This is a genomic window from Aquimarina besae (genome assembly GCF_042434905.1).
Taxonomy (GTDB): domain Bacteria; phylum Bacteroidota; class Bacteroidia; order Flavobacteriales; family Flavobacteriaceae; genus Aquimarina.
Window position 1 is genome coordinate 3,497,069 of the sequence record NZ_CP170199.1, and the last position, 22,368, is coordinate 3,519,436.

At 33.1% G+C, this 22,368-nt stretch carries 25 protein-coding genes; 9 read left to right on the forward strand and 16 right to left on the reverse strand.

What is annotated here, in order from left to right; genetic code table 11:
- Positions 1 to 105: 105 nt before the first annotated feature.
- Genes ACE94K_RS15400 through ACE94K_RS15410 form a run of 3 tightly spaced genes read left to right on the forward strand, consistent with a single transcriptional unit; the run spans position 106 to position 2,988 of the window.
- Positions 106 to 1,005, forward strand: a complete 900-nt coding sequence (locus tag ACE94K_RS15400; protein ID WP_378174136.1) for an EamA family transporter — start codon at positions 106 to 108, stop codon at positions 1,003 to 1,005.
- A gap of 38 nt (positions 1,006 to 1,043) precedes the next feature.
- Complete coding sequence (locus ACE94K_RS15405) at positions 1,044 to 2,171, forward strand: hypothetical protein (protein ID WP_378174139.1); 1,128 nt, start codon at positions 1,044 to 1,046, stop codon at positions 2,169 to 2,171.
- Entirely contained in the window at positions 2,143 to 2,988 is an 846-nt protein-coding gene (locus tag ACE94K_RS15410; protein WP_378174142.1) for a tetratricopeptide repeat protein, read from the forward strand. Before ACE94K_RS15405 ends, ACE94K_RS15410 begins: the two co-directional genes overlap by 29 nt.
- Before the next feature lie 8 nt (positions 2,989 to 2,996).
- Here the strand turns inward: ACE94K_RS15410 and ACE94K_RS15415 are convergent, their stop codons facing one another.
- Positions 2,997 to 3,572 carry a DUF4251 domain-containing protein gene (locus ACE94K_RS15415; RefSeq protein WP_378174144.1) on the reverse strand — a complete coding sequence of 192 codons (576 nt, stop codon included), beginning with the start codon at positions 3,570 to 3,572 and terminating at the stop codon, positions 2,997 to 2,999.
- A gap of 264 nt (positions 3,573 to 3,836) precedes the next feature.
- Here ACE94K_RS15415 and ACE94K_RS15420 point away from each other — a divergent pair, with 264 nt between their 5' ends.
- Together ACE94K_RS15420 and ACE94K_RS15425 are read left to right on the forward strand one after the other, a co-directional pair.
- Entirely contained in the window at positions 3,837 to 6,839 is a 3,003-nt protein-coding gene (locus tag ACE94K_RS15420; protein ID WP_378174147.1) for a carbohydrate-binding protein, read from the forward strand.
- 150 nt (positions 6,840 to 6,989) lie between these two features.
- On the forward strand, positions 6,990 to 8,195 hold the full coding sequence (locus tag ACE94K_RS15425; RefSeq protein WP_378174150.1) for a multidrug effflux MFS transporter: 1,206 nt from the start codon (positions 6,990 to 6,992) through the stop codon (positions 8,193 to 8,195).
- A 3-nt stretch (positions 8,196 to 8,198) separates the two neighbouring features.
- On the opposite strand, the gene ACE94K_RS15430 is transcribed toward ACE94K_RS15425, so the two are convergent.
- Entirely contained in the window at positions 8,199 to 8,381 is a 183-nt protein-coding gene (locus ACE94K_RS15430; RefSeq protein ID WP_378174153.1) for a hypothetical protein, read from the reverse strand.
- A gap of 198 nt (positions 8,382 to 8,579) precedes the next feature.
- Between ACE94K_RS15430 and ACE94K_RS15435 the strand changes: the two genes are divergently transcribed.
- Entirely contained in the window at positions 8,580 to 9,185 is a 606-nt protein-coding gene (locus ACE94K_RS15435; protein ID WP_378174155.1) for a YceI family protein, read from the forward strand.
- Between the two features lie 21 nt (positions 9,186 to 9,206).
- On the opposite strand, the gene ACE94K_RS15440 is transcribed toward ACE94K_RS15435, so the two are convergent.
- On the reverse strand, positions 9,207 to 9,350 hold the full coding sequence (locus ACE94K_RS15440; protein ID WP_378174158.1) for a hypothetical protein: 144 nt from the start codon (positions 9,348 to 9,350) through the stop codon (positions 9,207 to 9,209).
- A gap of 230 nt (positions 9,351 to 9,580) precedes the next feature.
- Here ACE94K_RS15440 and ACE94K_RS15445 point away from each other — a divergent pair, with 230 nt between their 5' ends.
- The 3 genes from ACE94K_RS15445 (at position 9,581) to ACE94K_RS15455 (ending at position 12,565) form a co-directional block, all read left to right on the forward strand.
- Positions 9,581 to 10,696: a serine hydrolase domain-containing protein gene (locus ACE94K_RS15445; protein WP_378174160.1), complete on the forward strand. Its 1,116-nt coding sequence runs from the start codon at positions 9,581 to 9,583 to the stop codon at positions 10,694 to 10,696.
- Positions 10,697 to 10,807: 111 nt separating this feature from the next.
- A complete protein-coding gene (locus tag ACE94K_RS15450) occupies positions 10,808 to 11,863 on the forward strand; it encodes a sensor histidine kinase (RefSeq protein ID WP_378174162.1) in 1,056 nt (351 codons plus the stop codon).
- Positions 11,864 to 11,887: 24 nt separating this feature from the next.
- Positions 11,888 to 12,565, forward strand: a complete 678-nt coding sequence (locus ACE94K_RS15455; RefSeq protein ID WP_378174165.1) for a LytR/AlgR family response regulator transcription factor — start codon at positions 11,888 to 11,890, stop codon at positions 12,563 to 12,565.
- 17 nt (positions 12,566 to 12,582) lie between these two features.
- Here the strand turns inward: ACE94K_RS15455 and ACE94K_RS15460 are convergent, their stop codons facing one another.
- The 13 genes from ACE94K_RS15460 to ACE94K_RS15520 all read right to left on the reverse strand — a co-directional run bounded on the left by ACE94K_RS15460 (position 12,583) and on the right by ACE94K_RS15520 (position 22,102).
- Complete coding sequence (locus ACE94K_RS15460; protein ID WP_378174168.1) at positions 12,583 to 13,131, reverse strand: 4'-phosphopantetheinyl transferase superfamily protein; 549 nt, start codon at positions 13,129 to 13,131, stop codon at positions 12,583 to 12,585.
- Positions 13,128 to 13,388, reverse strand: coding sequence for an acyl carrier protein (locus ACE94K_RS15465; protein WP_378174171.1), 261 nt, complete (start codon positions 13,386 to 13,388; stop codon positions 13,128 to 13,130). Before ACE94K_RS15465 ends, ACE94K_RS15460 begins: the two co-directional genes overlap by 4 nt.
- Before the next feature lie 4 nt (positions 13,389 to 13,392).
- Positions 13,393 to 14,676 (reverse strand): beta-ketoacyl-[acyl-carrier-protein] synthase family protein, encoded by a 1,284-nt coding sequence (locus ACE94K_RS15470; protein WP_378174174.1) that lies wholly within the window; start codon positions 14,674 to 14,676, stop codon positions 13,393 to 13,395.
- The gene (locus tag ACE94K_RS15475; protein WP_378174177.1) at positions 14,666 to 15,568 is read right to left on the reverse strand and encodes an alpha/beta hydrolase fold domain-containing protein; all 903 of its coding nucleotides are present in this window, start codon (positions 15,566 to 15,568) and stop codon (positions 14,666 to 14,668) included. The genes ACE94K_RS15470 and ACE94K_RS15475 overlap by 11 nt, the downstream gene beginning before the upstream one ends.
- Entirely contained in the window at positions 15,569 to 16,012 is a 444-nt protein-coding gene (locus ACE94K_RS15480; RefSeq protein ID WP_378174180.1) for a 3-hydroxyacyl-ACP dehydratase FabZ family protein, read from the reverse strand.
- Between the two features lie 11 nt (positions 16,013 to 16,023).
- On the reverse strand, positions 16,024 to 16,506 hold the full coding sequence (locus ACE94K_RS15485) for a hypothetical protein (protein WP_378174183.1): 483 nt from the start codon (positions 16,504 to 16,506) through the stop codon (positions 16,024 to 16,026).
- 25 nt (positions 16,507 to 16,531) lie between these two features.
- Entirely contained in the window at positions 16,532 to 17,584 is a 1,053-nt protein-coding gene (locus ACE94K_RS15490; RefSeq protein ID WP_378174185.1) for a type III polyketide synthase, read from the reverse strand.
- Positions 17,585 to 17,602: 18 nt separating this feature from the next.
- Positions 17,603 to 18,310, reverse strand: coding sequence for a methyltransferase domain-containing protein (locus ACE94K_RS15495; protein ID WP_378174188.1), 708 nt, complete (start codon positions 18,308 to 18,310; stop codon positions 17,603 to 17,605).
- Positions 18,304 to 19,431, reverse strand: coding sequence for an NAD(P)/FAD-dependent oxidoreductase (locus ACE94K_RS15500; RefSeq protein ID WP_378174191.1), 1,128 nt, complete (start codon positions 19,429 to 19,431; stop codon positions 18,304 to 18,306). Before ACE94K_RS15500 ends, ACE94K_RS15495 begins: the two co-directional genes overlap by 7 nt.
- A gap of 79 nt (positions 19,432 to 19,510) precedes the next feature.
- Positions 19,511 to 20,203 carry an OmpA family protein gene (locus tag ACE94K_RS15505; protein ID WP_378174194.1) on the reverse strand — a complete coding sequence of 231 codons (693 nt, stop codon included), beginning with the start codon at positions 20,201 to 20,203 and terminating at the stop codon, positions 19,511 to 19,513.
- Positions 20,204 to 20,240: 37 nt separating this feature from the next.
- Positions 20,241 to 20,723 (reverse strand): lipocalin, encoded by a 483-nt coding sequence (locus ACE94K_RS15510; protein ID WP_378174198.1) that lies wholly within the window; start codon positions 20,721 to 20,723, stop codon positions 20,241 to 20,243.
- Positions 20,724 to 20,910: 187 nt separating this feature from the next.
- Positions 20,911 to 21,606: an OmpA family protein gene (locus ACE94K_RS15515; protein ID WP_378174201.1), complete on the reverse strand. Its 696-nt coding sequence runs from the start codon at positions 21,604 to 21,606 to the stop codon at positions 20,911 to 20,913.
- A 16-nt stretch (positions 21,607 to 21,622) separates the two neighbouring features.
- Positions 21,623 to 22,102: a lipocalin family protein gene (locus tag ACE94K_RS15520; RefSeq protein WP_378174207.1), complete on the reverse strand. Its 480-nt coding sequence runs from the start codon at positions 22,100 to 22,102 to the stop codon at positions 21,623 to 21,625.
- Between the last annotated feature and the right edge of the window lie 266 nt (positions 22,103 to 22,368).

Genomic DNA, 22,368 nt, shown 5'->3' on the forward strand with positions numbered 1-22,368 from the left:
TTTTTTGAACGTGATTTCCATTCTTTGACTCCTTTATCGTTGGATTAATTGAAATATCATATATTCAATTATTCATGAAATCAGCTAAAAACTTATATTCGCGGCATGTGGATGTATTTAGGTTTGTTGGCTGCGCTTTTTTTGGGTTTACACAATTTGTGCAAGAAACATGCAGTACAGGGAAATGAAGTTTTTCCGGTACTTCTTGGTACTATTGGTTCAGGTTTTTTGGTATTACTACCCTTTTTTATAGGTTCTCAATTTTTCCCAGAATTCACAAAACAAATTGGTTTTCATATAGATCGAATTCCGTGGCAAACTCATGGTTTTATTTTTATAAAGTCGATGATCATGGCTGCATCTTGGGTTTTAGCATATCAGGCATTAAAACATCTTCCCATTACCATTGTAACGCCGATTCGTTCTGCAGGTCCTTTCTTTACCTTTATTGGAGCTATTTTAATCTATCAGGAAAGGCCTAACTCTTTACAATGGATAGGTTTTTTCCTAATTATTTTCTCAGTCATCCTATATTCTAAAATCGGTAAAAAAGAAGGAATAAATTTCAAAAAAAACAAATGGATATTCGCCATTATAGGAGCCACTTTTTTAGGAGCTTCCAGTGGTTTATACGATAAATTTTTAATTCAGAGTTTAGAATTAAATCCACAAACTTTACAATTCTGGTTTTGCTGGTATACCGTTTTGATATTGTTGGTTATTTTATCACTCACGTGGTTTAACAATCCAGAAAAGCGAAAAAAGTTTACCTGGCGTTGGACGATCGTCGCAGTTGGTGTTTTATTACAAGCTGCAGATTATTTTTATTTTAAAGCATTACAAGATCCCGATGCTTTAATTATGTTATTATCCGCTATAAAACGTAGTCAAATTTTGATAGCTGTGGTGATCGGTGGTTTAATCTTTAAGGAAAAAAACAAACGAAAAAAACTAGTTCCCCTATTCGGTATTATGATAGGAGTATTTTTGATTTTATATTCCTAAAATTAAACTACCTTTATTATAGAATCAATACCGACTAAATGCACCAAAAACTACAGCTATTATTATTATGTATCATCTGTTACTCCTGCAACACCACCTCGGATACTAATGAACGTTATTTTATTCCTCAAAATTTCAAAAATGAAGGAGTTATAAATAAATATTATACACATATATATCCGAAAAACAAGCAGAACATAAAAACCAGTCTGGATTATTCGTGGACTAAGAAACTTAATGATAGTTTATATACTAAAGACATTTATAATCCAGCCTTTAAATTACAATCTTCTAAGCAGTTTACAATTGAAGGTACGGATGCAGTAGAAGTTGATTATAAACGTTATTACCCTAGAGATACACTGAATGCCGTATATCCTGATGATATCAAGACTACATACATACCTTTTAGTAAGGATACGGTTTATTATCACTCAAGATTACATAATAGGGACTCTATATATATTGATGTTCAACATATTACAAAACTGGTTAAGGATACTTTAATCGAGTCTAAACCTGCAAAAATTATTGAGCAAACAACAACGAGTACTACAGTTTTTGGTACTACTCGAAGAGATACCATGCAATATCATTCTCGTAACATTTATGTCCGGGATTTAGGACTCTACTCATCCACACTTACTACCGATGAAAACGTTATAAAAAGAATTTTAGTAGAACAAATCCTTCCAAAACAATTTGACTCATTATCTAAACATGGTATACAGCGGGTTGGATATATTGATTTTGATAAAACGATTGATAAAGACAAAGACTTAACACTTTGTACCGATCATAAGTTTATAGCTGATTACTATAATGGTGGAAATGATCGCGCAGGATTTATAGGTGGAAAAGGAAATCTAAAAAAGATAATCTTTGAAAAATTAGATGCTAATAAATTAAATAATGCATCAGGATACCTGACCTTTAGGTTTGTTATTAACTGTAAGGGTATAGCCGGTAAATTTATTACTGATGAATCAGCTGATTTTGATTATAACGAGAAACAATTCTCAAAGGAAACGGTCACACATCTCTATGAGATTATTTCTGGTGTAGAAAAATGGAAACCTTGTGTAATTAGAAATGTAAAAAGAGATTCTTACTTCTATGTAACTTTTATTTTAAAAAATGGAGAGATTCAAGATATTTTACCTTAGTGTTTTTTGTATTGTATTATTGATGAGTGCTTGTAATCAACAACCAAAATTATACAAGAAAGAATTTAATGAAACAGAGTCAAAAAAATATGCAAAACAATTTATAGAAGGATTACACGGATCCTACTATCAAGGTTCTCCAGAAGAGCATTTTTTAATCCATGAAGCAGGTGTTTTAGATCCTACCTTATCGGACGTATACAGAGAAATGGGGGCATCCCGAGTAAAAAGAGGTATCAATACTGAGGCGATGAAGAAATATGCAAAAGCAGTGGAATTGGATCCGGAATCGTGGCAAGGATATCGAGGATATCTATATTTATATTTTTATAGAGATTACGATAACGCCATCAAGGATTTCGATGAATTAGATACACTTACACCAAATTTTGTCGATTACCCGCAGTCAGAAAACATAGATTTTATGCGTGGAATAGCTTATATGATGAAAAAAGACTATCTCAAAGCGCAAGAATATTTTAAAAAGTTCTTTGAGCATGAATCTAAATCCGGAGATTTACGTTACATAGAAAGCAGAGCTTTTATGTATTACGGAATCACCTATTTTGAAATGGGTGATTTTCAAAATGCGCTGGAAAAATTTGACTTGGGAATAAAAAACAATAAAAATGCAGATCTGTTTTATTGGAAAGCAAAAACGTTAAAGAAACTACGCCATAATCCTTCTGATGTTAAAAGGATTTTACAAACATCAAAGGAACTTTTGGCACAAGGATATACTAGCAGAAGACCGTATGTAGAAGAGTTTTACCAAACCTATATAGAAGATATAGAAGAGCTATATAATAGTATTTAAAAATGTGTTCATAATTTATTACTAATCAAAACCTTATCTGATTCTAAAGCGGATACAGTTCCTCGATATCTAATAGAAGTACGATGTGTACTATTGACATTAATATCACTACTCCAGTTTGGAAATAAGGTAATTGTTACGCGATATGATTCTCGGTTGTTCTTCACGGTAAACTTGATCATATGCTGTTGTTTTTTTTCATCTTTTGTAACCTCATATTGATCCGGAATACCACTAAAAATAATACCTCCTTCATTTCGGGTATACTGTCCGGGTAGTTGCCGTTCACCATAGAATGGTAAATCCATAGCAATACTATCTCCATAAAATTTTATATAGTTTGGATTTCCAATAAGACTTATACCATTAACAGTACTGCCCGGTGGAAGCAATCCACTATTAGCAATCACATTCATACTAGTTGTTGCTAATGGATACATCCAATCTGATTCTATCTTAAATGCTTTCTTGGCAATCATTGCTTCCAAAGCTTCACTTTTTGGAGTAGGCTCTACTGTTTTTTTCGTACTGTTACAGCCAATTAACATTCCTCCTATTAGTAATGTAAAAACTAAAACCCTCATCTTTCTAATATTTTGTTTTACAACTTATGATCAATAATCTTCTTTTGTAATTTACGAATTTTAGTTTTATGATTCCATTGTAGACCACTATTTTGGGTTAATATTAGAATTCAGAAATCTTCATCGCCTTCGTATTCTAAAAAATTACTTACGAATTCTAAAAAAGAACCTACTTAGGTTTGGTGACTCCATATATTTAAAAATTGGTCAACCAATTTATAATTTAATAAACAATATCAACTATAACCACTTAACTCATTAATAATGAACTACTCTTATCCTATTAAAAAAGTTATTTCATATTTCTTTTTTTACTTTACAGCTATACATTTTATAGATGCTCAGATGGTACATCCCGGCATATCTCATAAAAAATCAGATCTTGACAGAATGAAATATATGGTAGAAGCAAGAATAGATCCTTGGTATACTTCGTATCAAAATATGGTTGATGATTCTAAATCCAGTTATAATTATAATGTTCAGGGTGATGAAAGTTTTATAGTATTGGCAAGAGATGCTCCAAGAACAAATTATAATGCCTGGAATAGTGACATCCGCGCCGCGTATTATAATGCCCTTAGATGGTATATTAGTGAAGATGCCAGACATGCTGAGAAAGCCATAGAAATTTTTAAAGCTTGGTCTAATTTAAAATCCGTGACTAGTAACGGAACAGAAGCACTAAGTGGTGGTATTGCTCATATCATGATTGAGGCTGCAGAGATTATAAAAAGTACCTACTCTGGTTGGTCAGCATCTGATATGCAGAAATTTAAAGATATGTTAGTTTATCCTGGATATTCTAACATAACCGTTCCTCCTAATATCAGGTCTAATAGTACATTTTATTGGAGTTCCTATCAAGGAGATTCCGGACGTCACGGTAATCAGGGATTGTCAGGTTGGCGTACGGTCATGGCGATGGGAATCTTTTTGGATAACGAAATCATGTATGATCGTGCACTTAGATATATAAAAGGGCAACCACACCGTTCTGATGACTTACCCTATCCATCAGGTCCAAGAACGCACACAAATCTTATTGCTTCAGGAGAACACGCAGACACCTATAATAGTTCACAAGGAAACTCTATCCCAGATTATGGGTATAATGAAGTATTAACCAACTATATCTATGAAAACGGACAATGTCAAGAATCTTCTAGAGATCAGGCACACGTGATGTTTGGTTTAGGATTATTAAACTCTATGGCAGAAATGGCTTGGAATCAAGGTGATGATTTATACAGCCATGAAGATGATCGACTACTATTGGGATTAGAATATTCATTACGTTATAATGTATCATATGTAGCTTCATATCCTGATCAAACCTCTCCCTGGGAGCCAAGTACTTTTCTTCAAGGTTTTGATAGAACTGAAAGATGGTATAGTAAATCTATAAGTCCAGACGGTATTGGAGGTTTTACAAAAAATCGTCCTAATTGGGAGATGTCGGTAGGACATTATATTGGTAGAGGATTTAAATCGGAAGATGAAGCGAAATGGACATTACGAGCCCGAGACAAATCAATAGAAATAGATGGATACGAACAAGCAGGCTGGACCAACGATGCTTTAGGTTGGGGAGGTCTAACATATAGGAGACCATCTGGTTGTTATGGAGATCCAATCAGTGGATTTACCAATGGATTACCTAATTATAATATGAATGTTTTACCAATGATGATTGAAGCAGAAAACTATGATTACTCTCCTGTAATTGGAGATGGAAGAACCTATAAAGATGTTTCTAACGGCAATTCCGGAAATCAATATCGTACTGACGAAAATGTTGACATCCAGAATCGTACCGGAGGTGGTTATAATATAGGTTGGATAGCCACAGGTGAGTGGTTGACATATACAGTTTATGTCCCAGAGACAACTACTTATGATATATCTATAAACTATGCAGCAATCAATGCTAGTGGTAAAATCAGATTCGAATTTGGAGGTAGTGATAAAACAGGTGAAGTTACTCTACCTTCTACTGGAGGAACACAAATATGGAATGATCTTACCGTTAAAACAGGAATCACATTATCCAAAGGAGTACAAAGCATGAAAGTTTTAGCTAGTGGAGTTTCTAATTCCTTTAATCTTAATAGTATTACAATTTCTATTAATAATGATAATGGTGGATCAGATAATCTCGCTTTAACGGGTATAGCTACACAATCATCTACAAATCAAACACATGGAGGCGCTGCTACAAGAGCCATAGACAATAATACCAATGGAAAATGGTCTGGAGGATCTGTAACTCATACTGAAAATGAAATAAACCCTTGGTGGCAAGTAGATTTGAAGTCAAGTTATAGTATTGATGAAATTGTTATTTTTAATAGAACTGATGGTTGTTGTATAAATAGATTATCAAATTTTACGGTTTCCGTTATAGATTCTGAAGGAACTATTACATTTTCTAAATCTTTTACCGCTGCTCCTAACCCGTCAATCACTGTAAATGCTGAAGGAACAATCGGACAGATAATCAAAGTACAGATACAAGGAACTGGTATTTTATCTCTGGCTGAAGTACAAGTATATGGGCAAGCTGAAACCAATGGTGGAAATAATTTCCACTTAGTAAAAAGAAATGCTACCGGTTTTGCTATTGATGGTGGTAGCGGAGCGGTTCCAGGCAGAAGCGTTGAGCTATATACCTATGTGCAACACAATAATTTGACTTGGACAGAAATTGATCACGGAGGAGGTTATTATTCATACCAAAAATACAATACCAATGTATGCTTAGATGGTGGATCCGGAGGAGCTAACGGACAAGATGTAACACTTCAACCTTGTGATGCTTCAGATTATGGTCAGCAATGGCAAAAAATTGATGCCGGATCGGGGCATTATCGATTACAAAAACGAGGAACCAATTATTCGCTAGATGGTAACCATGGTGGCGCTATTGATCAAAATGTGTATCTATGGACCTCTAGTAGCACCAATCAAAATCAGCAATGGAGGTTTGATACGGTTGAAGATTTTAGATTAAGAACCGGTGAAATTAAAAATACTCATATGAGCCTTTATCCTGTTCCACTCTCAGATGTACTTCATATTAATATCGATGGTTCAAAAGTAGCTAAGATCGATATCTTTAATAGTGCGGGTCAAGCGGTACATTCTGAGCAAATAGAAAATGGAATTGGTTTAATCAGTTTAGGACATTTACCCATTGGATTATACATCGCAAAGATTACCAATGGAAAAGAAATCATCAATCGAAAGATTTTAATAGAAAAATAAGTCAATATAATTTTCAAAAGACGATGAAATTAGCGATGATGAAATAGATTCCATCTAATTTTAATACCAAAAAATATGTTGCTACTAAATAAAGGTTAAATAGCGATGATCAATATCAGACTATATTCTTAAATGAGCTACTTTTGCCGGATGCTCAAAAAGAAATATGCACAATTAGAATTTATAGTCCTGATGGCATCATTAATGTCTATTGTGGCATTGGCAATTGACGCTTTGTTACCTGCATTAGACATTATAGGAATTAATATTGGTACGACCGAATTAGCGGATAATCAATTATTAATTACGATGATCTTTTTAGGTCTTGGAATCGGTCCTCTTATTTTTGGACCAATATCGGATAGTATCGGACGAAAACCAGTAGTGTATATGGGTTTTGCACTCTTCATTATTGCTAGTTTTATGTGTATTAATGCGAATAGTCTTACGATGATGATTGCCGGTAGAATACTACAAGGAATTGGGCTTTCTGCACCAAGAACTATAGCGATTGCTATGATCAGGGATGTTTATAGCGGTGATTATATGGCGCGTATTATGTCCTTTATTACGGTAGTTTTTATACTGGTTCCGATTATTGCTCCGGCATTAGGTAAATCAGTATTGGATCATTATAACTGGCAAGCCATTTTTTATATTCAATTGGTGTTTAGTGCCTTGGTCTCCATTTGGTTTTGGAAACGTCAGAAGGAAACCTTAGACGTATCAAAACGCATACCGTTTTCCTCTCATATTTTTGTGGATGGTATAAAGGAATTAATGAAACACAAAGCTACTATTGGGTATACTCTTATCTCTGGTTTTATTGTAGGTTCCTTTTTAGTATATCTTAGCAGTTCTCAACAGATTTTTGAGCAACAATATCAGCTCAAAGATGAGTTTCCATATATTTTTGCTTTGTTAGCCATCTCTATCGGTACTGCAACTTTTTTGAATGGTACGTTGGTTCTAAAATACGGAATGAAGAAACTAGTATCAATTTCGCTCTATGGGTTCTTTGGTGTTTCGTTGTTATATATAATTTTATTTTATAACGGAACGAATCCTAATGTGACGATTCTTTTAATTTTCTTTGGAATGCAATTCTTTTCAATTGGATTTTTATTCGGAAATTTAAGAGCATTGGCTATGAAACCAGTTGGTCATATTGCAGGAATCGCAGCTGCCATAACGGGATTTATAAGCACAATAATGGCGGTTCCTATCAGTACCTATATAGGAAGATTTGTTGAAGATACTGCACTACCCCTATTTTTGGGTTTTTTGATTTGTGCAATAATTTCTATTGGAATTCTTATATATCTAAAAGTTTCCATACAAAAAACGAAACAGTAACTTTTAGCTATAAGAATTTTGATCTTCTACACTGTTTTTGGCTGAAACAGAAAGCTCACCATCACCTGCGATAGCAAATTTATCTCTGTTAGAACCATATCCAAAATTAGAAGATCTACGATACTTTGTTTGGAAATCTGCAAACTTTCTTTTTGACCAGGATTTCTCTTTTGTTTGATTTTCCATATCTAAATATTTATGGTTTATGTACCTGACTAACAATCAATTTCAATTCTAATTTAGATGTTTTTTGAGAATTTTGAAGAAACGTTAACATCAAATTATAATTATTTACTTGATTTTCATTTAATTTACCAATATCTATTTCTGTTTCATGTTGGAACAATTATTGATCCTTTGTATCTTTAAAAAATGAGCTTTATTATGAAAACCTGGATTAATTTAATTCTATTTTTAGTATTACTGATCCCGCTTGGGTATGGTCAATTTACACCTCCAGCCGACAAAATGATTAGTGGATCAGACGGATATATAGGTCATGAAGATGCACTAATAAACGATTTTATTAAGTTAGAGTTTGATAAAAAGAATGCTAAAATATCCTTCGACTTCGTTTCTGAGGAAACAAAAGGTACTATTGGAGGTTTAGATTTCAAAATATCCTTTAATCCAGAAGACCCGGACAACGCATATTTTAAAGGTACTGCCCTGGTCAATACGATTGATACTGATAATTTTTTGAGAGACGGACATTTAATGTGGGAAAAGTTTTTTTACAAAAAGAAATATCCTAAAATAGCTTTCGAAAGTAAAGAAGTAGTTCATTTTGGCAATAATGTTTATAAAGTGATTGGGGATTTAACGATCAAAGGAGTTACCCAAGAAATCATTATCAATTTCACTTTAGACATCACCAAAAATCTTCTGGGCAAAACCACAATCTACACAAGTGATTTTGAGGTAAATATCTTTGATGAACGAGATAAAAACAAGTTGAATATTACTTTCGATTTTCCAATTCTGAACTAAAGATTTTGCATCTTACGCTACTTATAACTTCAAGCTATACGCTTTGGACAGTCTTTCAGAGCTATGATAAAGCCCAAGATTTACCAGATTTATTTCTTTTAAACGTGTAATTTCGATTTTCTCTTCTTGTACTTCTTCCCCTTTTGTCTTTAATTGAGTGATCATTTTGAGTAGTTTTTATGTCTTCGTTTTCCCATGAATAAAACTACAAAAGATTCAGAAACCTCTTAAGGGTATAAATACGGTATTTTATTGGGGGATTACACCTTTTCTATTAAATAACCTAAAAAAGTAATACACTTTTAAGCGCTTATCAAAAAAATAGTAACGGTTGTCAAAAAAGTGCGTATTCAAATCAAACATTGAATACTTTCGGAGAAACAAAATACATTATTATGGCTTATATAAAATATAAACTCGTACTCTTTGGAATCTTCATTGTAACACAATATTATTCGGATATCGTAAACGCACAAAAAAGTATTAAAAATGAAATTAAAAATAAGGAGATCACTAAACTTTTGAAAGAACAATTATTTGTTTTCCCAAATCAAACCGAAGTTTCTGTTGCTTTGATTAATCAGGAGAAAAGTGAATTTATTGGTTTCCTTAAAAATGATGACTCCTTACAAATTAAAAAGAACCAAAACGCTGTTTTCGAGATCGGCTCTATCTCCAAAGTATTTACATCGACTTTGTTATCCAAATTAGTTGTAGAAGAAACCTTGTCTATAGATGAACCTGTTGTGAACTTGCTTCCTTTCAAACTAGATAATCCAAGCGAGGATCAAAATAATATTACCGTTAAAATGCTCGCCAATCATACATCAGGTTTACCAAGAATTCCTCAGAATTTAATTCCCTTACTTACAATGAATCAAAATGACCCATACCGCAATTATGATTCGGATAAATTATATGAATACTTAAAAACAGATTTTAAAACTGAATCAAAACCAGGAGAACAAAGTGCCTATTCTAATCTTGGAGCAGGACTTTTGGGTCATTTGTTAACACTGAAAACCAATCAAAGTTTTGAAACGTTATTGCAAGAAAATATATTCAAACCGTTGAATATGAATAGTTCTACAACAGATATTAATCAAATACCGTCAAGTAGTCTTGTAATGGGTCGTGATCCTGAAGGGCAGGAAACTTCTAACTGGAACTTTGATGTATTGGCAGGTGCAGGAGCAATAAAATCAAATATTATTGACTTAGAGAAATTTGTAAGAAAACAAATGAGTAATGATGCTATTTATAATTTGACACAGAAAGAAACCCATACAATTAATAAACAGGTTTCTATGGGATTAGGCTGGCATATCATTGCTAAAAAAGATCAAACCATTTTATTTCATAACGGCGGAACCGGAGGGTATACTTCTTGTCTTGTTATTGATAAGAAATCCCAGAAAGCAGTGATTATGCTTACCAATATTTCTGCTTTTCATCCAAAAAAACAATCCATTGATGGTTTATGTTTTAAGATGCTTTCTTTAATAAAATAAGATTATATAAACATATATTTATTAAACAGTATATTGCACATTTTGTAGAATACCTGCAAACAACTAGATAATTAGCTATCTCATATCCTATAATTTCAATTTGAAGAATTAATGCAAAAGAAAATATTTAGACGTTGGATTTTTATTTTTCATTTCATTTTTTGGGGTGCTCATTGGAGCCTTGCCTTTTTAGGATTTGATAATCTAACCTGGAATGGTTTTTCTACAGAAAACAATCTGCTGTATGTAGCTTTTGGTTATGGAATTATAAGTAACATGTTACTATTCTATTGGCAATATTTCATTGCTGTTCCATATTATTTTGTAAAAAATAAATTTTTTAATTTTTTTACCACAACCTTGCTTTTTTTCTTTTTGATTAGTGGATTGGAAGGGTATTTAGATTATTATTTTACCGAAGCTAATAATATCATAGAAGAGCGTTATACATTTTTTGAATTTACGATGATATGGTTATTTCCGGATTTTATTTTTAATGTCTTTTATATGTTTTTAGGTTTTTTATTTCGATTTCCTTTAGAGTATTTTGAATCCGAGAAAAAGAAACAAGAATTACAGAAAGAAAGACATCGAAGTGAACTAAAATATCTAAAAGCACAGCTAAATCCACATTTTCTATTCAATGGAATTAATAGTATTTATCATCTTATTGATAAAAATTCTGTCCTTGCAAAAAATACACTGCTCAGGTTCTCAGATTTACTTCGATATCAATTATACGAAAGTAATTCCCAAAAAATAGCATTAAAAAAAGAGCTGGATTACATTTCGAAGTATATTGAAATTGAAAAACTTAGGAAAGGAGATGATATTATACTAGAATATCATATTTCTAATATCAACGAAGATCAATTGATCGCTCCCCTGTTACTCATTCCTTTTATTGAAAATGCTTTTAAACACGTAAGTAATGATGATGATCCTTCAAAAAATCAAATCAATATCAAATTATTTGAGACTAACAATAAACTACAATGTACGATAGAAAACACCTTTGATTCCTTCAATAATTCTAACACAAACTTAAGTGGTATTGGATTGCAAAATGTAAAACGAAGATTAGCTCTTTTGTATGAAAGTCAATATGATCTACGAATCTCTACTCAGGACAATGTTCATAAGGTGTTTTTAGAAATAAATTTATAGATAATGGTGCTTAAATGTCTTATTGTGGATGATGAACCCTTGGCTAGGGAAGCTCTTAACGAGTATTGCAAGGATGTGGAATTTTTAGAAGTAATAGGAATATGTAAAAATGTACGCCAAGCTGAGATATTACTACAAGAAAAGCATGTTGATGTTTTGTTTTTAGATATTCAAATGCCATTAATGACAGGAATTGAATGGTTAAAAACACAAAAAAAGGTCCCTCCAACCATTATGACAACAGCCTACTCTGAATATGCTTTGGAAAGTTATGATTTTAATGTTATTGATTATTTGGTTAAGCCTATTTCGTTTGAGCGCTTTAAACAAGCGGTTGACAAAACCTTTAATCTTATTAGTAATAAAGAAACGTGCCAATATTTATTTATCAAACAAGACAGAGAAATAAAAAAAATAGCATTGAACAAAATTCTATTTGTCGAAGCGCAACAAAACTATATAAAAATTGTAACTACCCAAGAAACACTTATTACTCACGGTACATTAAAAAATATGCAAAATTCATTACCCGAAAACGATTTTATCAAAAGCCATAAATCATTTTTGGTGGCATTACATAAGATTGATAAAATATTTGATAATCAAATTTTTATAAAGGATTTTATAGTACCCTTAAGTACCAGGCTTAAAAAAGAGGTAGTTGATAAGATGAAGTCTATGAAGCATATTAGTGGTGCTTAATAAAAGACAATATTTTTTTATAAATCAATTGCAAAAGCCGAAAATGAACCATGACTCGTCAATGAAAAAATAATGTCTGTTGACTCATCAAAGATTTTTATACCTGGAATGCCATTTTCATTTTTTTCAAGTTTTACTGCATAGGGATGTATTCCTTTGATATCCGCTATATAATGCTGAAGTATTGTTTTATACTGGTTGTCTCTTTGATTGTACACTTTTGATATAAAATTTGTGTTATCTGCAATGCTATAAGCAATGGTATACACAAAGTTATCCGTTCGTTCTGAAACAGTCTGATATGCGGTATCTTGTATATAAACGCAGGTGTCCGTACAGACAAAATCTTTTGGATTATACTTTCGGGATAAAGAATAACGTCGCTGGTGAGCTTTATAGGCAGCTTCTTTCATACTCCATAATTGCCAAACCATCAATTCGGGATCTTGTACTTTCTTAATTCTATCTTGTTCAGACTGTTCAAAAATCTTATCCAGCCAACCTCTTCTACGCCAATTGCTTTGTATTGCGGCCAATTTAAGATCTACTATGTCATTACCAATCATCTACTTTTAGCTGCTAATTTTTCTTGTATCACTTCTATCGAGGCTCTAACGGTGAGCATTTTATCCATACCATCATTATCAATTTCAATACCGAATTCATCCTCGACGTCTAGAATGACATCTACTAAATTTGCGGAGTTTATTTCTAAATCATCAATAAAATTTGTGTCTTCAGAAAGCTGCTGCAGTCCTGCTTGATTTTGGACATATGGTTCTATAATCGTTTGTAGCTTCTCTAGTAATACTTCTTTTTTCATTGACTTATAATTCTGAATATTTTTTAAAGATAATACATGCATTTACATCACCAAAACCAAAGCTAGCCTTTGCAGCAACATTAATTGGTTTTGTAATGGTTTTAATCGGAATCCGGTCCCTATGCACCAATTTCTCAATTTCAGGATGTAAATCTTCACAATTAATATTTCCAAACACAAAACCTTCTTTAAGCTGTAAAACACTCGCTACGCTTTCTATACTGCCTGAAGCTGCAAGACAATGTCCAACCAGACTCTTTAATGAATTAATATAAGGAAAATCGTTTCCGTTTCTTCCTAAGGCTTCACACCAGTTTCTAATTTCAACCACATCTTTTGTTGTTGCGGTAAGATGACCATTAATAGTATCAACTTCATTAGAGCTTATACCAGCATTTATGACCGCTTGCTCAATACATCTTTGGACCGCTGTACTGTTAGGCGCAGTCATGCTTCCTCCATTACGTTGTCCACCACTATTCACGTGTCCACCTAATATTTCCGCATAAATCGTTGCCCCTCGTTTTTGAGCATTTTCCAGACTTTCTATAACCAGAGCTCCTGCCCCGCTTCCTGGCACAAAACCACTGGCTGTTGCGCTCATCGGTCTCGATGCTGCTGTTGGATTATCATTGTATTTATGTGGTAGAATCCTCATCGCATCAAAACCACCCCAAACATAAGGACCACTATCACTAGTGCTTCCTGCTAAGATGATTTCGGCTTTATTGGCCGCAATATGATCATATGCCATAAAAATAGCCTCTGTTCCGGTACTACAAGCCGAGGAATTCGTTGTTGTTATATTTCCGCATCCAATTATTCCCCCTAAAAATGCACTAATACCACTAGCCATAGTTTGGATAACTGTGGTGCTACCTAATCTTCTAACATTGCCATCATCCACCTTGTAAATGGCTTCTCTAAATTTATCAACACCAAGTATACCTGTTCCAAAAATAACTCCTGCTTCCCAAAGAGGATCTTCTGTTTTATTACGAATTGATAATCCAGCATCTTGCCAAGCATCCAAACCCGCAATCACTCCATATTCTAAACCTGTAGCTTGTAAACCTTTTAATTGTATTGAGTTAAAGTAATTATTTAAGTAATCTTTATTATATATTGGATTACCAGCGATTTTACAGGAGAAATTAAGTTTATTTAATTCTTCAATATATCGAATTCCGGAAATCCCCTTTTTAATATGATGATTAAAATCTAAAACGTTCGTTCCATTTGGAGCAACTACTCCTAAACCAGTAATAACAACTCTCCTACTTTTCATTTCTAACCGTGGTATTGATAATGGAAATAATATTCTTCATTGCTGTTGCAGCTTCTTTAAAAAATGGTAAAAATGGCCAGATATGTGGCATACCTTCTCCAACAATTACATCAATCTGCCCACCATCTTTTTTAACTTTTTCTATAAACAATTCCTGATCAGGCATCAAAATATCATTGGTAGCCATAAAAATATGAATAGGAGGAAAATCTTTAAATGAGCCATATAACGGTGAGATAATTGGATCCTTCAAAGAAAAATCTCCGGCACACATCTTTTTTGCAGAATGCACTCCTTTATAACTTAAAATAGGATCAATAGGATCAATCTCTCCTATTTTAGGATTAGAAAGACTTGCATCTACCATTGGGGTCACTAATATTAGACGATTTGGTAATTCTTTTCCATCCTGAATTAATCCCTGAGTTAAAGAAGTTAGCAAATTACCCCCCACAGAATCTCCTATAAAAATGATTTTAGAAGCGTCATATTCGTCTAATGCCTTGTGGTATGCCTCACAAATATTCTTAGTGATTGTCTCAATTTTATTTTCAGGTGCTTTTGGATAATCAATCATCCAGGCACGAGTGTTCGTGTGTTTTACAATTCGTGCTATGGATTTCCAGTTATTTTTTGTTGGCCCGTAAATAAATGCTCCCCCGTGACAATAGAATAGTAAAAACTCATTTGATGGATTTGAAGGAATAATTTCTGTAACCTTATTATCCAAAATATTTCTAGTGCGAAAAGAGTTACCCAATAAAATCTTACTGCTAGGGCTATCAATATTTTCTTTGCGTTTTTTAAGATAATCAATAGGATCTGTTGACCAGGATTTCTTTTCACCTTTAATTTTTATCGCTAATTTCACCAATGAATATCCTATGCTCATTTAATCAAGATTTGTAATCATTCCTGCAATGAAACCCTTTGCAACTAATTTATTTTCTTCATTGTACATACTTACATTACACTTTAGTTTATTAAATCTAAAATATTCTTTTTCAGATATAACAATTACTTTTTCTCTTGGTAATACTGATCTATAATAATCAATTTCGGCACTGCTCATAGCTACTCCTGCCAATTGATTATCAACTAATTTATCTTTAAAAAGAAAAATTCCAAGGCATACCAAACCAATTTGAGCCATAATCTCTGTTAGAATTACTCCAGGAGTGATCGGTTGATGTTTAAAATGACCTTTATAAAAATACTCATCCGTTTTTAGTGTATAGTAGCCTTTAATAAAATTTTCATCAACTTCTACAATTTCATCTACAAATAGAAATGGTTCTTGATAAGGTAATTTATCTATAATTTGTTCTTTTGTCAAAATCTATTTTTTTAAAAGGCACATCCGTTTGGCAAAGGCTCTGCCGTTTCTAATTCATTTGCAAAAGTAATTTCTATTGTTTCCTGACTAAATCCAGTAGATACACTTCCCTTAAATACTATGTTGCCATATCCTTTATTGTTCATATGGGCTCTTATGTATACTATCTGATCTTTAGTAATGTTTATGGGTCCTCCCGATCTGGTAAAAGGTTGTTCGTTTACGTGGCTATGTGCCAAAATTCTTCGATATAGCAACATTCCTTCTTCAGAAATGACTTCCCACCAATCTGCATATTGATTACAACCCTGATCCGGGCTTTTTATTTCTACACTAAAAGTGTAGTTATTCTCTTCTCCTGTAACCGAAACATTAGAAACTACTGCAGTAGTTTCTGTGGTTGGATTATTTGTTCCTACATCAGAATTCTCGTTATTGGAACAAGACGAAATAGAAACAATAGTCAAAACGATATAACCCCATACATTTTTCATTTTTGTTGATTTTTAATTAATATAATCACCATTCCAGTAATATTCTTTGAGCAGAAAAACCGGGACCAAAACTGAGCATTAGTCCTGTTTCACCTTTGCTTAGCTTTTTATCCATAAAACGTTCTAAAACATATAAAACGGTGGCACTACTCATGTTCCCATACTCACGTAATACCGTTTTTGTGTCATCAATATTCTTACCGAGATCTCCAAAAAGTCCTTCTACAGTCTGCACGATCTTCTTTCCACCGGGATGAAATATAAGATGATCTATTTCTTCTATAGATGTCCCGTGCTTTTTAAGGAAAGGATGAATAATATCTGGAAAATGTTTAGCAATTTTATCGGGTACTTCTTTATCCAATACCATTTGTAAACCGGTATTTGTAAGTTTAAATCCCATCATAGCAGTAGCATCATAAAAATGATACATCGCATCTCCGATAATTGCAGGTCCAACCGCGTCTTCTTCTGACGAAAGCAAGGCACAAGCTGCACCGTCGCCAAAAATTGCTGCACTAACGATATTGACCATACTAAAATCATTATGCTGAAATGTAGTTGTTGGAGATTCTATAGCAATGACAGCAGCTCTTTTACCCGGATTGGCCTGAAGAAAACTTTTTGCATAAATCATACCCGAAACTCCTGCTGCACACCCCATTTCTGTAACAGGTAATCTTACAATATCTTGTCTAAGCTCTAATGAATTAATAATATAAGCATCCAATGATGGAATCATAATACCAGTGCAACTTACGGTAATGATATAATCTAAGGATTTTGGATCCCAACCTGCTTGATCTAATGCTTTCTTTATTACGGAGTTTCCTAATTTTTTAACTTCGCGAATATGTATATCATTTTTCTCTTGAAAAGAAGTTGCTGTAAATACTTCTTCAATACTCATAATTCCATAGCGCTTATCTACAGCAGCATTTTCGAAAATCTTAAGAACCTTTCTCCTAAAGCGATCCTCCTGCCCGGATAGCCATTGCGAAACAAAAGGAAGAATTTCTTTTGTTTCTCTTACATATTCTGGTAACTGTTTTGCGACCGTTATTATTTTAACACTCAATGTATTTCCCTTTATTATTTAACTATTGATAATCCAACGATACCTGAAGGCCCATTTCCATCTTAAGTCGTAGTTTTTTAACTGTAAATCTTTAGCAAATTCCAATAACTCTTTTCTCTTAAACCCTCTTTTAATGGATATTAATCCGTCATTTTTTGCGATATATCCTTTGATAAAAAAGAAACTAAATAATTTAAACAAATAATATGACAATTTATTTCGATGGATATCATTGATAATGATTGTATCAGAAACCAATTCTATACTTTTTTTGAGTACTTTTTTTATCTCTTCATCGTTAAAATGATGTAATGTTAACGTGCAAATAATGATGTCACAGTAAAAATCATCTTTTGTTAATGTTAAAATGTCTTTTTTATAAAATTCAATGTTGCGGGTCTCATCACTTAATTTTATCGCTTGATCTATGCATTTGTCATTATTATCAACACCTATAAGCCTAGCTTTTATTTTATTTTTTTTTAGTACATCTGCTAGTTGTCTTAACATTTCGCCATCTCCACAACCAAGATCAGTGATGATCCATTCTTTTGCACTATCATTCTTTATTCGGTCCATAACAGCACTAATGGTTATATTATTACCACCTAACCATTTATTTACTGTAGAAATATCAGCCAATGCTACAGCAAGGTCCTCTCTGTTGACTTTTGGATCATCCATAAGCTCAGCCTCATTACTTCTATGTGAAAGATTTACTAACATACTAATGGCTTCCCGTGTGTTTGTTTTATAATTTGAGGCACTATCGATGGTAGCGCCCGAGCAATACTGTGCGCTATTTGTTGAAATCCTCGATCTAGTAATATTTTTTGCAACATTCTACCTGTATACAATCGTTTTGAGAATGCTGAATTCCAATGTCGACTATATAATTTTTGAATTTCTATAGTTGTATATTGTTTTGAACTGTAATTTTTTACTAATAGATCGCATAACATTTGCGAACTTTGAATTGCCATTGCCATTCCGTTACCACAAAGAGGATGAATAAGCCCCGCGGCATCTCCTATCATGAAAATGTGATTCTCGACGGGTTTTTTCTTATTAAAGTTAATTTGGCTAATAGTAATTGGTTTTTTAAACATAGATTCTGAATTTTCAAAAAACTCTTTTAAATAAGGGTTTTTATGCAGTACTTGATTCTCAAAGCCTGTAATGTCCTTATATCGCTTAAAACTTTGATAATTCACCAAATAACAAGCATTCACCAAATTATTTTCTACCATAGACAATCCGCAATACCCACCATCAAAATTATGTAATGCTACCGTTTTAGGATCAAAACTGGCTTTATAATGCGCCTTTACAGCTAACCAAGGAGACTTTTTTTGACTAAAATCACGTTTCAAATTTTTATCCAAGCCTGAACGTTTGCCATAAGCTCCTATTACATAATCACTTGTTAAGACATCCTGGTTAGCGGTTGTCACTTGAAATATTTTGTGATTATATGTTACATCCAACACTTGATCGTTAAGCATCTGTACTCCAAGCGATTTGGCCATATTCCATAAATAACTGTCTAATGTAAATCTGCTTATACCAAAACCACCTAAAGGAAGTTTACTTTTGACCATTTTACCTTTTACAGTACTGATATTTAGTTCTGAAATACGTACCGGATTAAATTGATCTAATTCTATTCCTAAAAAATCCAGATAAGGTAGCACCTCATTCGAAATATATTCTCCACAAACTTTGTGTTTTGGATATACATCTTTTTCTAAGAGTATAACCGGTATTTGCGACTTAGCTAAGTGAATAGCACTCGTAAGACCGGCCAAGCCCCCGCCAATAATTAGTATGTGTGAATGACTATGCATTGATTGAAGATACGTAAATTTTGAGCATAAAAAAACCCCGATTACTAAGTCGGGGCTTATCATTCTCAATTACAATACTTTACTCTTTTATTTGAGCAACTGCCTGTCTTCTTAATTCTTCATTTGGTGAAATAGTAACTTCTACTCTTCTGTTTTTTGATTTCCCTTCTGGGGTATCATTGCTATATTTGGGTTGTGATTCACCATAGTACTTTACAGTAAATCTTTGCTCTTCAACTCCTTGCAAAATCAAATAATCTCGTACGGATTGCGCTCTATATTTTGACAACACAAAATTTGATTCTTCTTTACCTACGTTATCCGTATGCCCTTCTATAAGAACATTAGAATTAGGGTATTCTTTTAAAATCAGAGCCAATTTCTTAATAGTCTCCTTGGATGACTCGTTTAAGTCGTGCTTGTTACTTTTGAAATACACACCACTTTCTTCATCAAATACAATATTAATCTCTTCTTCTACTCTTTCTACAGCAACGCTCGGCATCTCTTCTTCAATTTTTTTAGCCTGTTGATCCATGCGATCTCCTATAATGCTACCAACAGTAGCACCAACAATTCCGCCAATGACAGCTCCAATCTCGGCTTCTTCACTTAAGCTCTCTCCTATAACTCCACCGATTACCGCTCCACCAGCGGCACCGATAAAGCCTCCGATTTCTGCATTTTTCATCGTTTTACAGCTCACAACTGTAATCAATAGTATTGCTAAATACAACGGTCTTTTTGAGTTTTTGATATTGTGTGATTTCATTTGTGTTATAAGTGTTTTGGTTTTAATTATTTGAAGATTATTGTTTGTCAAAATTTAGTTTGATTGTGAATTTTTTTCCATTCACTATCATATCATAGCCCCAGGTCATTCTGTTCTCTGCAAGTTCAAAGAGCTGCATGCGGTATCCTTTATTATTGATTTCGCTTTTCATTTTAGCATTTACCGGTTTTAGTAGAATACTATGATTAAACCCATACATTTCTTTAGGAACAGACCAAATAAAATTGTAGATCCCCGTTTTATTACATGCAGATCCCGATAGTGCGTAGCTACCGGTATTATTATTAGAAATAAACTCCCAGTTGGTATTTTCAATGCACCTGAGAGGAATGTTGTCCAGGATCGTTACGGTATAAGTTCCTTTACTTTCGGTATCAAAATTAACCTCTTTTAAAATCCAAACTCCGTTAATTGAACTTTCTGCGGCTCTGGTTAATTGATCAGAAGCACCACAACTACAGAAAAACACACACAAAATTACTAATGATAATATTCTCAAGACTTTGGTTTTAAAGAGGTTATTTAGATTTAACACTACAAATATCCTGATCTCACACCCTATAAACTATATCATATATAGTGAAAATAGGATCACTGTTTTCAGGGTATGGATACAACCAAAAACAAAAAGCCTCAATGAAACTGCGGTTTCATTGAGGCTTTTATTTAGTTATAATTACCTTTATTTAATCTACTTTTTGTTTTGCATCTTCTATCATCTGTTCATTAGCAACGACACCAAATTCTACTCTTCGATTCTTAGCCCTTCCTTCTGCTGTAGAATTATCATATTTTGGCATTGTTTCTCCGTGATAATAGGTAGTAAGACGATCCTTATCTATTCCCTGAGAAATTAGAAAGCTGGTTACAGAATTTGCTCTTTTCTTAGACAATTCCATATTATAGGCGTCATCTCCAGAACTATCAGTATGTCCTTCTACAATAATATTGGTATCAGGATATTCCTTAAAAACATTGACTAACTTATTTAAATTCTCTCTTGATTTGGTATTGATGTTATATTTATTGGTCTCGAAATAGACTCCACTGTTTTCATCAAAAACGATGTCAATTCCTTCTCCAATTCTTGTCACTTCTGCTCCGGGAATTTCCTCCTCGATTTTTTGTGCTTGCTTATCCATCTGTTTACCGATAATACCACCAGCAACTCCACCAACAACACCTCCAATTACAGCTCCTAATACTGAATTTTCTTTATTCCCAACATTGTTCCCGATTACTCCACCGAGAACAGCGCCTGTTGTAGTACCAATTACAGCTCCTTTTTGAGTATTATTTGCATTTTGTACAGCATCACAACTATTTAACATAGCAAGTGTGATACAAGCAATTCCTATATTTTTTAAAATTGATTTAATCATTGTGTAAAGATTTGAGTTATTGTAGTTTATTAAAATTCATTGTAATGACAAAAGGCTTTCCCTCCAGACTTACGGTTTGTGTCCAAGTCATCGTTGTTTCATCTAAATGTTTTAAAGTCATCCTATAACCTTTATTATCATTAGTACTTCTCTTTTTTTCGTCAATTGGTTTGAACAGAAAACTATATTCACCATTCTCTGAAGGCTCAGGTATAGTAAACCTGAAATTTCGTGCTCCTGTAGAAGTACATTGATTTTCATTTACCGTATACATTCCTGTATTATTGTTCGGAATAAATTTCCAGATACCTCCCGTAAGACATTCTGCAGAAGCATCATTATACAAGGTAACCTCAAAAACACCAGATCGATCATAGGATATTTTATCCAAAGACCACTCTCCTTTTAATGTTTTCTTAGCAGCAATGATCGTTTTCTGACTTGCAGAACAAGAAGCTAGCAATACAACGGTAAGAATTAAAATTATTTTCTTCATGAGTTTTTATGTTTATGTAAAATTTGGTTGCAATATTAAATTCAAAAATCAATATATCTACGCATTTTGATCCATTATAGATCATAAACTATCTATACTTATTAGATAAACAACATACTTTTTCGATCAAGATCTATTTTTAGATATAAAAACTTTAAAAATGATAACATAATAACGGACAATTCAATTCAATATTTCTTTTTACAGCCCCTTTTATCTAAGATTTCTAATCAAAATAACTACGCTAAAAGCGTAGTTGATTTGAC

Coding starts and splice junctions, on each gene's coding strand:
- ACE94K_RS15400 (WP_378174136.1), top strand. CDS start 106: ATGTGGATGTATTTAGGTTTGTTGGCTGCGCTTTTTTTGGGTTTACAC.
- ACE94K_RS15405 (WP_378174139.1), top strand. CDS start 1,044: ATGCACCAAAAACTACAGCTATTATTATTATGTATCATCTGTTACTCC.
- ACE94K_RS15410 (WP_378174142.1), top strand. CDS start 2,143: ATGGAGAGATTCAAGATATTTTACCTTAGTGTTTTTTGTATTGTATTA.
- ACE94K_RS15415 (WP_378174144.1), bottom strand. CDS start 3,572: ATGAGGGTTTTAGTTTTTACATTACTAATAGGAGGAATGTTAATTGGC.
- ACE94K_RS15420 (WP_378174147.1), top strand. CDS start 3,837: ATGAACTACTCTTATCCTATTAAAAAAGTTATTTCATATTTCTTTTTT.
- ACE94K_RS15425 (WP_378174150.1), top strand. CDS start 6,990: ATGCTCAAAAAGAAATATGCACAATTAGAATTTATAGTCCTGATGGCA.
- ACE94K_RS15430 (WP_378174153.1), bottom strand. CDS start 8,381: ATGGAAAATCAAACAAAAGAGAAATCCTGGTCAAAAAGAAAGTTTGCA.
- ACE94K_RS15435 (WP_378174155.1), top strand. CDS start 8,580: ATGAAAACCTGGATTAATTTAATTCTATTTTTAGTATTACTGATCCCG.
- ACE94K_RS15440 (WP_378174158.1), bottom strand. CDS start 9,350: ATGATCACTCAATTAAAGACAAAAGGGGAAGAAGTACAAGAAGAGAAA.
- ACE94K_RS15445 (WP_378174160.1), top strand. CDS start 9,581: ATGGCTTATATAAAATATAAACTCGTACTCTTTGGAATCTTCATTGTA.
- ACE94K_RS15450 (WP_378174162.1), top strand. CDS start 10,808: ATGCAAAAGAAAATATTTAGACGTTGGATTTTTATTTTTCATTTCATT.
- ACE94K_RS15460 (WP_378174168.1), bottom strand. CDS start 13,131: ATGATTGGTAATGACATAGTAGATCTTAAATTGGCCGCAATACAAAGC.
- ACE94K_RS15465 (WP_378174171.1), bottom strand. CDS start 13,388: ATGAAAAAAGAAGTATTACTAGAGAAGCTACAAACGATTATAGAACCA.
- ACE94K_RS15470 (WP_378174174.1), bottom strand. CDS start 14,676: ATGAAAAGTAGGAGAGTTGTTATTACTGGTTTAGGAGTAGTTGCTCCA.
- ACE94K_RS15475 (WP_378174177.1), bottom strand. CDS start 15,568: ATGAGCATAGGATATTCATTGGTGAAATTAGCGATAAAAATTAAAGGT.
- ACE94K_RS15485 (WP_378174183.1), bottom strand. CDS start 16,506: ATGAAAAATGTATGGGGTTATATCGTTTTGACTATTGTTTCTATTTCG.
- ACE94K_RS15495 (WP_378174188.1), bottom strand. CDS start 18,310: ATGTTAGTAAATCTTTCACATAGAAGTAATGAGGCTGAGCTTATGGAT.
- ACE94K_RS15500 (WP_378174191.1), bottom strand. CDS start 19,431: ATGCATAGTCATTCACACATACTAATTATTGGCGGGGGCTTGGCCGGT.
- ACE94K_RS15505 (WP_378174194.1), bottom strand. CDS start 20,203: ATGAAATCACACAATATCAAAAACTCAAAAAGACCGTTGTATTTAGCA.
- ACE94K_RS15515 (WP_378174201.1), bottom strand. CDS start 21,606: ATGATTAAATCAATTTTAAAAAATATAGGAATTGCTTGTATCACACTT.
- ACE94K_RS15520 (WP_378174207.1), bottom strand. CDS start 22,102: ATGAAGAAAATAATTTTAATTCTTACCGTTGTATTGCTAGCTTCTTGT.